13 protein-coding genes are annotated in these 12,933 nt (G+C 69.4%); 3 read left to right on the plus strand and 10 right to left on the minus strand.

Going from position 1 to position 12,933, the window contains the following annotated elements:
- The coding region (locus Q2100_RS05700; protein WP_302913195.1) for a DUF4245 family protein at positions 1-207 on the minus strand (207 nt) is incomplete at its 3' end.
- Positions 208-261: 54 nt separating this feature from the next.
- On the opposite strand from Q2100_RS05700, the gene glpX reads away from it, so the two are divergent.
- Together glpX and Q2100_RS05710 are read left to right on the plus strand one after the other, a co-directional pair.
- Positions 262-1,290, plus strand: a complete 1,029-nt coding sequence (gene glpX, locus Q2100_RS05705) for a class II fructose-bisphosphatase (protein WP_264012772.1) — start codon at positions 262-264, stop codon at positions 1,288-1,290.
- A 32-nt stretch (positions 1,291-1,322) separates the two neighbouring features.
- Positions 1,323-2,729: a class II fumarate hydratase gene (locus Q2100_RS05710; RefSeq protein ID WP_302913196.1), complete on the plus strand. Its 1,407-nt coding sequence runs from the start codon at positions 1,323-1,325 to the stop codon at positions 2,727-2,729.
- A gap of 63 nt (positions 2,730-2,792) precedes the next feature.
- On the opposite strand, the gene Q2100_RS05715 is transcribed toward Q2100_RS05710, so the two are convergent.
- From Q2100_RS05715 to Q2100_RS05745, 7 genes are all read right to left on the minus strand, one after another.
- Complete coding sequence (locus Q2100_RS05715; protein WP_302913197.1) at positions 2,793-3,869, minus strand: NAD-dependent epimerase/dehydratase family protein; 1,077 nt, start codon at positions 3,867-3,869, stop codon at positions 2,793-2,795.
- A 36-nt stretch (positions 3,870-3,905) separates the two neighbouring features.
- The gene (locus Q2100_RS05720; RefSeq protein WP_302913198.1) at positions 3,906-4,493 is read right to left on the minus strand and encodes a TetR/AcrR family transcriptional regulator; all 588 of its coding nucleotides are present in this window, start codon (positions 4,491-4,493) and stop codon (positions 3,906-3,908) included.
- A gap of 13 nt (positions 4,494-4,506) precedes the next feature.
- On the minus strand, positions 4,507-5,457 hold the full coding sequence (locus tag Q2100_RS05725; protein WP_407667583.1) for an oxygenase MpaB family protein: 951 nt from the start codon (positions 5,455-5,457) through the stop codon (positions 4,507-4,509).
- Positions 5,458-5,593: 136 nt separating this feature from the next.
- The gene (locus Q2100_RS05730; RefSeq protein ID WP_264012777.1) at positions 5,594-6,907 is read right to left on the minus strand and encodes an RNA 5'-3' helicase PhoH2; all 1,314 of its coding nucleotides are present in this window, start codon (positions 6,905-6,907) and stop codon (positions 5,594-5,596) included.
- 189 nt (positions 6,908-7,096) lie between these two features.
- On the minus strand, positions 7,097-7,924 hold the full coding sequence (locus Q2100_RS05735; RefSeq protein WP_302913200.1) for an acyl-ACP desaturase: 828 nt from the start codon (positions 7,922-7,924) through the stop codon (positions 7,097-7,099).
- 59 nt (positions 7,925-7,983) lie between these two features.
- Positions 7,984-9,456: a glycine hydroxymethyltransferase gene (locus Q2100_RS05740; RefSeq protein WP_302913201.1), complete on the minus strand. Its 1,473-nt coding sequence runs from the start codon at positions 9,454-9,456 to the stop codon at positions 7,984-7,986.
- Between the two features lie 209 nt (positions 9,457-9,665).
- Positions 9,666-10,868: a DUF885 domain-containing protein gene (locus Q2100_RS05745; RefSeq protein WP_302913202.1), complete on the minus strand. Its 1,203-nt coding sequence runs from the start codon at positions 10,866-10,868 to the stop codon at positions 9,666-9,668.
- Between the two features lie 57 nt (positions 10,869-10,925).
- Here Q2100_RS05745 and coaA point away from each other — a divergent pair, with 57 nt between their 5' ends.
- Positions 10,926-11,864 (plus strand): type I pantothenate kinase, encoded by a 939-nt coding sequence (gene coaA / locus Q2100_RS05750; RefSeq protein WP_264012781.1) that lies wholly within the window; start codon positions 10,926-10,928, stop codon positions 11,862-11,864.
- Between the two features lie 65 nt (positions 11,865-11,929).
- Here coaA and Q2100_RS05755 read toward each other — a convergent pair whose 3' ends face one another.
- Both Q2100_RS05755 and Q2100_RS05760 read right to left on the minus strand, forming a co-directional pair.
- The gene (locus Q2100_RS05755) at positions 11,930-12,328 is read right to left on the minus strand and encodes a hypothetical protein (protein ID WP_302913203.1); all 399 of its coding nucleotides are present in this window, start codon (positions 12,326-12,328) and stop codon (positions 11,930-11,932) included.
- Positions 12,329-12,420: 92 nt separating this feature from the next.
- Complete coding sequence (locus tag Q2100_RS05760) at positions 12,421-12,831, minus strand: hypothetical protein (RefSeq protein WP_302913204.1); 411 nt, start codon at positions 12,829-12,831, stop codon at positions 12,421-12,423.
- Between the last annotated feature and the right edge of the window lie 102 nt (positions 12,832-12,933).

Here is a 12,933-nt window from a genome sequence, read left to right on the forward strand (position 1 = left end):
GTCGGCGTCGGCGCGCAGCGCGGCGGGCGCGTCGAAGTTCGGTACGCGGCCCTCGCCCGGCCCGGCGGGCGCGAACGAACACATGCCCAGCACACCGGCCAGCACGACGCACGCCAGCACCAGTGGGCCTATCGACCAGAACATGTCCCGGCCGTCGTGGAGCAGCCGTGACTTCGGCTCCTTGGGAGCGGGCTGCGGCTGCGTCATAGCTGCCAGTATCCCAGCTCCCACCGGTGCATCCCCTTCTGGGACAATCACCGCATGCCTGATCGCCGCCGAGAGGCCCCCGACCGCAACCTCGCCCTCGAACTCGTCCGCGTCACCGAGGCCGGTGCCATGGCGGCGGGCCGCTGGGTGGGCCGCGGCGACAAGGAAGGCGGCGACGGCGCGGCCGTCGACGCGATGCGCGAGCTGGTCAACTCGGTGTCCATGCGCGGCGTCGTCGTCATCGGCGAGGGCGAGAAGGACAACGCGCCGATGCTCTACAACGGCGAGGAGGTCGGCAACGGCGACGGCCCGGACTGCGACTTCGCCGTCGACCCGGTCGACGGCACCACGCTGATGAGCAAGGGCATGCCGAACGCGATCTCGGTGCTCGCGGTGGCCGAGCGCGGCGCGATGTTCGACCCGTCGGCCGTCTTTTACATGAACAAGATCGCCGTCGGGCCCGACGCCGTCGACGCCATCGACATCACCGCGCCGATCGGCGAGAACGTCCGCTCGGTCGCCAAGGTCAAGGGGCTGTCGGTGCGCGACGTCACGGTGTGCATCCTGGACCGGCCGCGGCACGAACAGCTGATCGCCGACGTCCGGGCCGCGGGGGCACGCATCCGGCTGATCTCCGACGGCGACGTCGCGGGCGCGATCTCGGCGTGCCGGCCCGGCTCCGGCACCGACATGCTCGCCGGTATCGGCGGCACGCCCGAGGGCATCATCACCGCGGCGGCGATCCGCTGTATGGGCGGCGCCATCCACGCCCAGCTGGCGCCGACCGACGACGCGGAACGGCAGAAGGCCGTCGACGCCGGACACGACGTCGACCGCGTCCTGAAGACCGAGGACCTGGTGTCCGGGGAGAACGTGTTCTTCTGCGCCACCGGCGTCACCGACGGTGACCTGCTGCAGGGTGTGCGGTACTCCGGCGGCGGCTGCACCACCCAGTCGATCGTGATGCGCAGCAAGTCCGGCACCGTCCGCATGATCGAGGCGTACCACCGGCTGTCCAAGCTCAACGAGTACTCCGCTGTCGACTTCACCGGCGACAGCACCGCCGCCTATCCCCTGCCGTAAGAACTCCGACAACCCAAGGGACACATCACACAATGGCCGACAAAGACGTCGAGTACCGCATCGAGCACGACACCATGGGCGAAGTCCGGGTGCCGATCGACGCGCTCTGGCGTGCGCAGACCCAGCGCGCCGTGGAGAACTTCCCGATCTCGGGCCGCGGCCTGGAGCGCACCCAGATCCGGGCGCTGGGGCTGCTCAAGGGCGCCTGCGCGCAGGTGAACAAGGATCTCGGGCTGCTCGACCCGGACAAGGCCGACGCGATCATCGCCGCCGCCGCTGAGATCGCCGACGGCCGCCATGACGACCAGTTCCCGATCGACGTGTTCCAGACCGGGTCGGGCACCAGCTCCAACATGAACACCAACGAGGTGATCGCGAGCATCGCCGCGCAGAACGGCGTCACGGTGCACCCGAACGACCACGTCAACATGTCGCAGTCGTCCAACGACACCTTCCCGACCGCCACGCACATCGCTGCGACCGAAGCCGCTGTGCGGCACCTGATCCCGGCACTCGAGGTGCTGCACGAGTCGCTGGCCGGCAAGGCGCGACAGTGGCGCACGGCGGTCAAGTCCGGCCGCACGCACCTGATGGACGCGGTGCCGGTGACACTCGGCCAGGAGTTCGGCGGCTACGCCCGCCAGATCGAGGCCGGCATCGAACGCGTCAAGGCGACGCTGCCCCGTCTCGGCGAACTGGCGATCGGCGGCACCGCCGTCGGCACCGGACTCAACGCACCCGACGGATTCGGCCCCAAGGTCGTCGAGGTGCTGGTGGACCAGACCGGGGTGGCCGAACTGACCACGGCCAAGGACTCTTTCGAGGCGCAGGCCGCCCGCGACGGGCTGGTCGAGGCGTCCGGCGCGTTGAAGACCATCGCGGTGTCGCTGACCAAGATCGCCAACGACATCCGCTGGATGGGCTCCGGTCCGCTGACGGGGCTCGGCGAGATCCAGCTGCCCGACCTGCAGCCGGGCAGCTCGATCATGCCCGGCAAGGTCAATCCCGTTCTGCCCGAGGCGGTCACGCAGGTCGCCGCGCAGGTCATCGGCAACGACGCGGCCATCGCCGTCGGCGGGTTGTCCGGCGCGTTCGAGCTCAACGTCTACATCCCGATGATGGCCCGCAACCTGCTGGAGTCGTTCAAGCTGCTGACCAACGTGTCGCGGCTGTTCGCCGAGCGGTGCGTCGACGGCCTAGTCGCCAACGAGGACCACATCCGCGAGCAGGCCGAGTCGTCGCCGTCGATCGTGACGCCGTTGAACTCCGCGATCGGCTACGAGGAGGCGGCCAAGGTCGCCAAGGAAGCGCTCAAGGAGAAGAAGACGATCCGCCAGACGGTCATCGACCGCGGCCTGATCGGCGACAAGCTGTCACTCGAGGAGCTCGACAAGCGCCTCGACGTGCTGGCGATGGCGAAGGTCAAGGACGGCGACTGAGCCCACCCAACGCGATTTCGGCGCGCTCACGTTCACGGAGCGAACGTTTCCGCGCCGAAATCGCTAGGGGACGCGGCGGTCGGTGATCGGGCCGCGGGTCAGGTCGCGCCGCAGGTTGGCCAGCATCGACCGATACTCAAGCACCGGACTCTCCGTCTGCCCACCGTGAAGGAAGCCGTCGCCCATGTCGGCCATCGCCTCGGCCGACGAGTAGCGCGGCGTCCAGTCGAGTTCGGTTCGCGCGCGGGTGGTGTCGAGCAGCGGCACGGTGAACGACAGGTCGAGCCAGCCCTCGTCGATCGGCTGCAGGCGCGCCCGCCAGCTCAGCGCGACGGCGGTGCGCAGCAGACCCGACGGGACGTGCACCGGCTTGGCGCCCAGCGCTTCGGCGACGTCGTCGCGGCGCACCGGCGGCTCGGCCGCCAGGTTGAACGCGCCCGCGGCGCGGCGGTCGATGGCAGCGACATACGCCGCGGCGACATCCGAGGCGTGCACGATCGGCACCACCAGCGAACGGTCGAGCGGCAGCACGGGTAGGAACCGCAGCCAGCTCGGCTCGATGAACGCCGGCAGGGAATAGCGGCGCAGGCCGCCGGCGGCGTCGCGCTGCACGATGAAGCCGGGCCGCATCCGGGTGATGGTCACACCGTCCGGATTGTGCTTCTCGTAGCCGTCGAGCAGGGCCTCGGCGGCGGACTTGTGCCGGCTGTAGGCCGACGACGGGACGCCCGCGGTTGACCACGACTCGTCGACGTACTGGCCGTAGCGGCCGGGCGCGTAGGTCCCGACCGACGACATGTGCAGCAGGTGACCGACACCGGCGGCGTCCGCGGCGGCCAGCACGGACCGGGTGCCGCCCACGCCGAGGGCCTCGAGGTACTCGATATTGCGGGTCGGTTGGAAGCCCCACGCCAGATGCACCACGCAGTCGGCGTCCTTGACGATCGGCTGCAGCCGCAGCGTGGCATCCTTCTCGGCGAGGTCGACCTGATGCCATGTCGCCGAGCGGTAGATGCCGGAGTCGGGCGGTCGCCTGCGGGCGATGCCGGTGACGTCGTAGCCGCCGGCTTCGGCGAGGGCGGTCAACAGAGCAGTGCCGACGTTGCCGCTGGCACCGGTGATCACGACACGTGTAGCCATGGTCCTGCCATACCCGTCGCGCCGCGGCTCAACCCCTCACCAGACCAGGGGCACCAGGAACCGCTGGGCGTAGGCGCGCACGGCGTCATCGTCGCGGATGTCGAGGGCGGGCGTCGGCACCTGGGCCAGCGAGCAGGCCAGCCGGATGTGCAGTTCGGCGACGGCCTGCAGATCGGCGTCGGGCATCGTGGCACCCGACGCGCGCAGTGCCTTGGCCATCGCGGTGGACGCGCTGGTGAGGAAGGTGACGGCCTCGGCGTAGACGCCGGCCACCGAGGTCATCTCCGCGTCGGGTTGCAGAAAACGCTGGATGACGGGTTCGGTGCTCATCAGCCGCAACCCCTCGCAGAAGGCCGCGACCGCAACGTCTTTGGGCCCGGAGTCGATGCCGACCGTGCGCAGCCGGACCATCGCGGCCTCGAATGTGCGCCTGCCGAGTTCGGTGATCAGCAGGTCGCGGCTCGGGAAGCGCCGGTACAGCGTGCTGCGGCTGACACCGGCCTGTCGGGCGACGACGTCCATGCTGGCGCGGCCGATGCCGACGAGCGCCACCTCTTCCGCGGCGGCCTTGAGGATCGCGTCCTCCTGCTCGGAAGGGGTGGCGGTGCTGCGCGAACGGGCCATCGTCACCAGTGTGTCACCCGACGGGGCATCCGCTCGGCGGCCCGAACGAGTCGAGGGACACCGAGCGGTGCAGCCGGACCAGCTTCTCGTACTGCAGCCGGTTGTAGGCCAGCGGGATCAGCAGCAGCCGGTCGGGCAGGGTGCGCCAGATCAGTTGCAGCACCCGGGTGTACACGGCGAACTCGGCGTCGTGGCGGGACTGCCAGTCGAAGCCGGTGAGCTCGCGGACGCCAGGATGCATGATGCCGAACGAGCACACCTTGATCACGCGCCCGGCGACCGGCCGGACGGCAGCCCACAGCGGCGTCAGCCCGGCCCGCAGTGGCGGCGGCAGGAGAAGCGTCGGCAGCGGCAACCGGGTGAGGTTGTCTACGACGCGATCGAGGAACGGGTTGGCCGCGAGTTCGGTCGCCACCATCCGGTCGTAGTAGCTCACCGCGTCGGCGTGGGTGGCAGGGAGCCGGCCGGCCTTTCCCGGCAGTTCGATCGACCTGAACGCCTCGAGGAGCTGCTGGTAGGCGGCTTCGCGTTCGGCCGGGTTCAGCGCGATGCCCGTGGCCGGGGTGAACGAGTTCAGGGTGATGAAGATGCCGCTGACCGCGATCCAGTTCCACAGGTCGGGGTTGAGTGCGCTGTAGCGGGTGTCGGCGAACTCGCCCTTGCCGCGGCCGCGCACCTCCCGGTGCATCGTCTTGAGGCGCTCACCCTCCGCTTCCCGGTCGGCGGGATCACCCCAGATCGCCAGCAGCGCCGAGAAGCCGCTGCGCACACCGCGATCGGCGAAGTTGCTCTCGAAGCGGCCGGTCCGGTCGACGGCTGCGGCGACCGGCACCAGCGCGACTTCGTCGAAGGCCGCCGCGCCGAAGACGCCGGTGAGCACGCTGCCGCTGTGCTTGCGGAACTGCCGCATCACCCACGGCCGAACCGTCGCGTCCTCCGCCACGTCAGGTACCCGCGCTGTCATTGCTTTGGTCATGACGACTCCCCTCGACACGTTGACACAAAGACTAGGCTTCTGTGTCAACGTGTCAAGAGCACCGCGATTTCGGCGCGCTCCCGTTCGTTCGCCCACCGAACGAAAGCGCGCCGAAATCGCTAGGTCATGGCAGGGCGCCGGGGCTGAACTCCTCCAGCATCTCGGTGACCAGCGCAGCGATCGGCGAGCGCTCGCTGCGTAGCAGCGTGATGTGGGCGAACAGCGGGTGACCCTTGAGCTTCTCGATCACCGCGGCCACGCCGTCGTGCCGGCCGACACGCAGGTTGTCGCGCTGGGCGACGTCGTGGGTGAGCACCACCCGCGACCCGGCGCCGAGGCGGGACAGCACGGTCAGCAGCACGTTGCGCTCCAGCGACTGCGCCTCGTCGACGATCACGAAGGAGTCGTGCAGCGAACGCCCGCGGATGTGGGTCAGCGGCAGCACCTCGAGCATCCCGCGCGAGAGCACCTCCTCGAGCACCGCGGGGCTCGCCAGGCCTTCGAGCGTGTCGAAGACGGCCTGCGCCCACGGGCCCATCTTCTCGCTCTCACTGCCCGGCAGGTAGCCCAGATCCTGCCCGCCGACGGCGTAGAGCGGACGGAACACCACGACCTTGCGCTGAGTGCGCCTCTCCAGCACCGCTTCCAGGCCCGCGCACAGTGCCAGCGCCGACTTGCCGGTGCCCGCCTTGCCGCCCAGCGAGACGATGCCCACCGACTCGTCGAGCAGCAGGTCGAGGGCGACGCGCTGCTCGGCGGAGCGGCCACGCAACCCGAACACCTCGCGGTCACCGCGCACCAACTGGACCCGCTTGGCCGCGTTGACCCGCCCGAGCGCGCTCGACGTGCCGCCGATCAGCCGGATACCGGTGTGGCACGGCAGATCTCGCGCCGCGGTCAGGTCGATCTCGCCGTCGGAGAAGAGCGTGTCGATCTCCTCGGCGGTGACGTCGAGCTCGGTCATCCCGGTCCAGCCGGAGGTGACGACATCCTGGGCGTGGTACTCGTCGGCCGCCAGGCCCACCGCGCCCGCCTTCACACGCAGCGGAATGTCCTTGGTCACCAACGTGACCCGCTTGCCCTCGGCGGCGAGATTGGCCGCACAGGTCAGGATCCGCGAGTCGTTGCTGTCGGTGCGGAAGCCCGCGGGCAGTACCGCAGGATCACTGTGGTTGAGCTCGATGTGCAGCGTGCCGCCCTGTGTCCCAACCGGAATCGGCTGATCGAGGCGTCCGTGTTCCAGCCGGAGGTCGTCGAACATCCGCAGCGCCTGGCGGGCGAACCAGCCCAGCTCGTGGTGATGGCGTTTGGCCTCCAGTTCGCTTATCACGATCAGCGGGACGACCACTTCATGCTCGGCGAATCGCGTCGCCGCCCACGGATCGGACAGCAGAACGGACGTGTCGAGCACGTAGGTCCGGGTGGAGGAATCAGTCACGTGGCGCTCCTCGAGTCCGCGCGGCCCCGCACGAACCTCTCGGCGGACACTGCGGTCCCAGGACCGGGGCCGGCCCTCTCATCGGGTACCGCCCGGATAGCAGAGCATGTCGCTAGCCATCGACTGCGACGCTACTCCCGCAACGGCATCCGTGCCTTTCGGCGCGCCGCGTGTCGGTTGCCCGCCGGGTTACGCCTGGGTGAACTGCGCGAGGCTCGGCTCGTCGGCCACACCCCACGCCGAGATGCGGTCGGCGATGACCTTGCGCAGGGTCGCCTTGTCGAAGATGCCCGCCTCGGCCACCTGCGCCACCTTGTCCTGGTAGGCGTCGATGTCACCGCCGACGACGTCCATCTCGCCGGCGATGCGCGCGATCGCGGGGATGGTCTCGTCGCGCATCGATCCCAGGCAGTAGGCGACCAGGTTCGAGAAGAACTCCTCGTGGCGTTCCTCGTCGGCGGCGATGCGGCCGATCAGGCCCTTGAGCACCGGCTCGTCGGTCTGCGCCTCGAGGTTGCGGGTGAACACCGCGTGCGCCCGCTCGAAGAGCGACATGAACACCAGCGTCTCGATCTGCGAGTGGCCCTCGGCGCGGTAGCCCTTCATCACATGCTCGACGCGCACGTCCTCGTTCGCCGTCGGATCCACCTCGCGGGTCACCACGAGGTAGTTGCGCAGCGCGACGGCGTGCAGGTGCTCCTCGGCGGTCCAGCGGCCGATCCAGCGTCCCCACTTGTCCTGCAGGATGAAGTTGAACACCATCTCGCGGTGGTATCCGGCGAGGTTGTCCTTGGTGATGAGCAGGATCTCGACCGCGTCGGTCACGTGCTTGGGCAGCGTGACCTGTGACGGGTCCCAGTCGCGGCCGCCGAGGAAGGCGAAGTTCTCGCCCTGGTCGAACGGCACGTAATCGTGTCCGTACCAGACGTCCTCGGTGTCGATGTGCCGACGGAACTCCTGGCTGACCACGGGCTCCAGCTCGAGCAGGAACGCGTTAGGGACAGGTATCTGTGCCATGGGGTTACATTAACCCAATCCTGTGGGAATCGTAAAATTCCCACGTCCGCGCGTCGCGGCTAGAGCGTCAGGCCCGGATACAGCGGGTTGGCCGCCAGCATGTCGGCCGACGCGGCATGCACCCGCGCGGCCGTGCCGTCGGCGATCGTGTACTTCGCCTTCGACAGACCGGACGATGCCTGCGTCGGGGTGGTGTTGTTGAGCACCTCGACCACCAGCTCGGCGACCCGGTCGAACTCGTCGGCGCCGAAGCCGCGCGTGGTCAGGGCCGGTGTGCCGAACCGGATGCCGCTGGAGTACCAGGCCCCGTTGGGGTCATTCGGGATGGAGTTGCGGTTGGTGACGATGCCCGCGTCGAGCAGCGCCGATTCCGCCTGGCGGCCGGTGAGCCCGAACGACTGCACGTCCAGCAGCACGATGTGGTTGTCGGTGCCGCCGGTGACCAGGTTCGCGCCGCGCTTGAGGAAGCCCTCGGCCAGCGACTTGGCGTTGTCGGCGACGTTCTGGGCGTAGGTCTGGAACTCCGGGCGGCGTGCCTCGGCCAGCGCGACGGCCTTGGCCGCCATCACGTGGCTCAGCGGCCCGCCGAGCACCATCGGGCAGCCCTTGTCGACGGCAGGCGCGTACTCCTCGGTGGCCATCACCATGCCGCCGCGCGGTCCGCGCAGCGACTTGTGCGTCGTGGTGGTGGTGACGTGGGCGTGCGGCACCGGGTCCTCGTCGCCGGTGAACACCTTGCCTGCGACCAGGCCGGCGAAGTGCGCCATGTCGACCAGCAGCGTCGCGCCGACCTCGTCGGCGATCTCGCGCATCTTCGCGAAGTTCACCCGCCGCGGGTAGGCCGAGTAGCCGGCGACCAGGATCAGCGGCTTGAACTCCCGCGCCGCGGCGGCGACGGCGGAGTAGTCGATCAGGCCGGTCTGGGGGTCGGTGCCGTAGCTGCGCTGGTGGAACATCTTGCCGGAGATGTTCGGCCGGAAGCCGTGGGTGAGGTGGCCGCCGGTGTCCAGCGACATGCCCAGCAGCCGCTGGTTGCCGAGCTTGTTGCGCAGGCTCTCCCAGTCCTGCTCGGACAGGTCGTTGACGTGCTTGGCGCCGAGTTCGGCCAGCCCCGGGGCCTCGATCCGGGTGGCGAGGATCGCCCAGAACGCCACCAGGTTGGCGTCGATGCCGGAGTGCGGCTGGACGTAGGCGTAGGGCGCGCCGAACAGCTCGCGGGCGTGTTCGGCGGCGATGGACTCGACGGTGTCGACGTTCTGGCAGGCCGCGTAGAAGCGGTGGCCGATCGTGCCCTCGGCGTACTTGTCCGACAGCCAGGTGCCCATCGTCAGCAGCACGGCCGGCGACGCGTAGTTCTCACTGGCGATCAGCTTCAGCGAGTCGCGCTGGTCGGCGAGCTCCTGCCGGGTGGCCGCCGCGATGCGGGGCTCGACCGATTCGATGACCTCGAGCGCCGACCGGTAGGCCGCGCTGGCGGTTCCGGCGTACTCGGCTCCGGGAGCTGCCGACGAGGTCAGAGGATCTGCAGTCATGGTGTCGAGGGTAGTCGGGCGGGCTGTCAGTCCGGTACCGGCCACCCACGCGTCGCGAACGTGCGGTCACTGCGAGATTCGGGCGGCTTTCTCGCAATGGGCGCACGTTCGGCGTGCGGGTGTTTCACGCGCCACACCCGTCCCTGGCCGGGAGAGCGTGTCCTCCCGCACGCGTCAACATGTGTTGACGGCGCGCCGACGCGAAGAAGTCAGGCGGCCCGCAGCGACGACGGGATCAGCGGCTCGTCGAGCAGCCGGCCGAACCGCTGGGTGAGGCTGACGTCGGCGGGACGGGCGTCCAGCCAGCCCCGCAGCAACCGGTAGCCCTCCACGTACGTCGACGTGTAGGCCCGCCACAGCGGCGACGACAGGAAGCGCAGCGTCTGCCGGGCGCGCTTGTCGTCGACCAGCAGCCAGTGCCGCAGGAAGTCGACGACGTCATCGACGTCGCGGTGCTCGTCGTGGAGCATCAGCGCGGCGTCCTGCCGGACGTCGGCCAGCGCGGCCGTCGCCTCGGACACCGCCTGGGCCCGATGGCCGTCGAACCGCAGCCCAAGATCGGCATAGATCTCGGACGCCCACGCTCCCCAGCCGGAGCCGATCGCGGCGTGCAGCGCCAGGTCGGCCAGGCCCTCTGCCATCAGGCACTGCGGAGTGTTCACCAGGAAGATCGTCTGCTCCACCTGACCCTGCCCCTCGACCAACCCGAATTCTTTGCGGCAGTGTTCGGTGTGGTGGCCCGGGTAGGACTCGTGGGCGACGAGTCGCGGCAGGTTGGCCATCTGCTGCTTGAGGTCGGCGTTCACCGCGACGGTCGAGGTGTAGTTGCCGAGGTAGTAGTTGAAGCCCGACCACGGCTTGTCGGTGACCACTTCGTAGTTGATGGTCTCGGCGTCGGGCAGCGGGAAGTCGGCGCGCACGCGGTCGCGCAGGGCACTGGAGAACGCGTAGATGCACTCCTCGAGCCGCTCCGGCGGGACCTCATTGGCGGTGCGGTGGGCATGCACGCGGGCTGGCAGCGGGCCGTCGCCGGGCAGCGCCTCCTCGAGCTTGGCGTGGGCGGCCTCGTAGCGGGAAGGGTCGCCCTTGCCGATGCGCACGTCGAAGTAGGCCTCGACCTCGTCGACGAAGCCGACCTGCTCGCCGGCGAACTTGCGGCCCGCACAGTCGAGCGCGCGCAGATGGGCGGCCAGGTAGTCGGCGCGGGCCTGTTCCAGTCCCCCGCTCTGCGGGATCTCGGCGAGCAGGCGTCGGGCCTGGCGGGCCAGGTCGGCGGGGTCGGGCGGGGGCTCGTCGGCGACGGCGCGGCGCAGAGCCGGATCGCCGGTGAACGAGTCGACGTAGCCGTCCTCGATGCGGTCGAAGCGCAGTCCCAGCAGCAGGTACTCACGGATGAGCGTGTCGGCCTCCATGGCCGTCAACGCTACCCAGGCTCTGCCGGGTCGCGCGCGTGCTGCAAGACTGGCCCCATGCCGCGGCTGAGCGAGCCGAGTCCGTATGTGGAATTCGACCGGGGTCAATGGCGCGACCTGCGCATGTCGACGCCGTTGAAGCTGACGGAACAGGAAGTCGCGCAGTTGCGCGGCCTCGGCGAGAAGCTCGACCTGCTCGAGGTCGAAGAGGTCTACCTGCCACTGGCCCGGCTGATCCATCTGCAGGTCGCCGCGCGGCAGCGACTGTTCGCCACCACCGCGGAATTCCTCGGCGAGCCGCAGCAGAATCCGGACCGGCCGGTGCCGTTCGTGATCGGCGTCGCGGGCAGTGTGGCCGTCGGCAAGTCGACCACTGCGCGTGTGCTGCAGGCGCTACTTGCCCGCTGGGGCAACCACGCCCGAGTCGACCTGGTCACCACCGACGGGTTCCTGTATCCCAACGCCGAACTGCACCGGCGAAACCTGATGCATCGCAAGGGTTTTCCCGAGAGTTACGACCGCAGGGGCCTGATGCGGTTCGTGACGGCGGTGAAGGCCGGCGCCGACGAGGCGTGTGCGCCGGTGTACTCGCACCTGATCTACGACATCGTGCCCGGCGAGAAGCAGTTGATCCGGCACCCCGACATCCTGATCCTCGAGGGCCTCAACGTGTTGCAGACCGGCCCGGCGCTGATGGTGTCGGACCTGTTCGACTTCTCGGTCTACGTCGACGCCCGCATCGAGGACATCGAGGGCTGGTACATCTCGCGATTCCTCAACATGCGGGCCGGCGCGTTCGCCGATCCGAAGTCGCACTTCCACCACTACTCGACGCTGACCGACGAGCAGGCGGTGTTCGCCGCCCGCGACATCTGGCATTCGATCAACCGGCCCAACCTCATCGAGAACATCCTGCCGACGAGGCCGCGGGCGACGCTGGTGCTGCGCAAGGACGCCGACCACAAGATCAACCGGCTGCGCCTGCGCAAGCTTTGACCGCCCAACGATTTCGGCGCGCTCGCGTTCGGTGAGTGAACGGGAGCGCGCCGAAGTCGGGTGGATCAGGCCGCGATGCGCTTGACGCCGACGTACTGCAGTTCGGCGAACACCGCGGTGTAGACGCCGCTGGCGAGCATCATCACCACGCCGAGCGTCGTGAGCGGCCACACGTCGGTCAGCACCACGGCGACCGCCGCGACGGTGCAGATGACGTTGGCGATCGCGGCGCCGATGCCGGCGGTGCGGACGGCGGGCCGCGAGGCCAGCCAGGTGACGATGACGCCCCAGGCGATGAAGAACGCGGCCAGCCCGTATGCGGCGGCGACGGGCAGGCCCAGCACCGGGGACAGCGGCTGTGCGGCGGCGGCGAAGACGATGCCGACGACGCCGACCGGGATGGCGTCGGCGCGCATGGCGAAGCGGAGCAGGGAGTCGGACGTGGTGGTCGAGACTGCGGTCATGACAGTTCCTTTCAGAGTGATCGGGTGAAGACCGGTGCGGGGCGGCGCGCCGTAACCTCTTGCGGCGGCGCCCCGCACCGGCGGGGAGGGAGTCACGCCGAGAGGCGGCGCACTCCGAGGTACTGCAGTCCGCCGAAGAAGGCGGTGTAGAGGGCCATCGCGAAGGTGACGGCGACGCCGGCCTGGGTGAGCGACAGCGTGCCCGCGGCCACCACGGCGATGGCGGCGACGGTGCACGCCACGTTGGCGATCGCGACACCGATGCCCACGCCGCGCAGCGACTCCACCGCGGCCAGCGCGTAGACGATCAGGCCGTAGAACACCAGGGCGGCGCCCAGGCCGTAGGTCTGCGCGCCGGTGAGTCCGGTGAGCGAGGCCGTCGGGCCGGCGGTGGCGGCGATGAGCAGTCCGGCGACGCCGGTGAGGGTGGCGTCGGCGCGGAGTGCGAAGCGCAGTAGCGAGTCGGTGGAATCGGACAGTGGTCGGTGGGTGATGGTGGCCATTGCGGGCTCCTCGGCGTTGAGGTCGGGGTGGAACACCACTGATGTTGCTTCCGAGGCACTGCCAGATCGACGCCTGCTACTGCCAGGCGCTGCCAACCGCAG

This window comes from Mycolicibacterium arseniciresistens (genome assembly GCF_030519285.1).
Classification (GTDB): Bacteria; Actinomycetota; Actinomycetes; order Mycobacteriales; family Mycobacteriaceae; genus Mycobacterium; species Mycobacterium arseniciresistens.

Excerpts from the sequence above, each read along its gene's own strand:
- glpX (WP_264012772.1), top strand. The coding sequence starts at position 262 with ATGCCTGATCGCCGCCGAGAGGCCCCCGACCGCAACCTCGCCCTCGAA.
- Q2100_RS05710 (WP_302913196.1), top strand. The coding sequence starts at position 1,323 with ATGGCCGACAAAGACGTCGAGTACCGCATCGAGCACGACACCATGGGC.
- Q2100_RS05715 (WP_302913197.1), bottom strand. The coding sequence starts at position 3,869 with ATGGCTACACGTGTCGTGATCACCGGTGCCAGCGGCAACGTCGGCACT.
- Q2100_RS05720 (WP_302913198.1), bottom strand. The coding sequence starts at position 4,493 with ATGGCCCGTTCGCGCAGCACCGCCACCCCTTCCGAGCAGGAGGACGCG.
- Q2100_RS05725 (WP_407667583.1), bottom strand. The coding sequence starts at position 5,457 with ATGACAGCGCGGGTACCTGACGTGGCGGAGGACGCGACGGTTCGGCCG.
- Q2100_RS05735 (WP_302913200.1), bottom strand. The coding sequence starts at position 7,924 with ATGGCACAGATACCTGTCCCTAACGCGTTCCTGCTCGAGCTGGAGCCC.
- Q2100_RS05740 (WP_302913201.1), bottom strand. The coding sequence starts at position 9,456 with ATGACTGCAGATCCTCTGACCTCGTCGGCAGCTCCCGGAGCCGAGTAC.
- Q2100_RS05745 (WP_302913202.1), bottom strand. The coding sequence starts at position 10,868 with ATGGAGGCCGACACGCTCATCCGTGAGTACCTGCTGCTGGGACTGCGC.
- coaA (WP_264012781.1), top strand. The coding sequence starts at position 10,926 with ATGCCGCGGCTGAGCGAGCCGAGTCCGTATGTGGAATTCGACCGGGGT.
- Q2100_RS05755 (WP_302913203.1), bottom strand. The coding sequence starts at position 12,328 with ATGACCGCAGTCTCGACCACCACGTCCGACTCCCTGCTCCGCTTCGCC.
- Q2100_RS05760 (WP_302913204.1), bottom strand. The coding sequence starts at position 12,831 with ATGGCCACCATCACCCACCGACCACTGTCCGATTCCACCGACTCGCTA.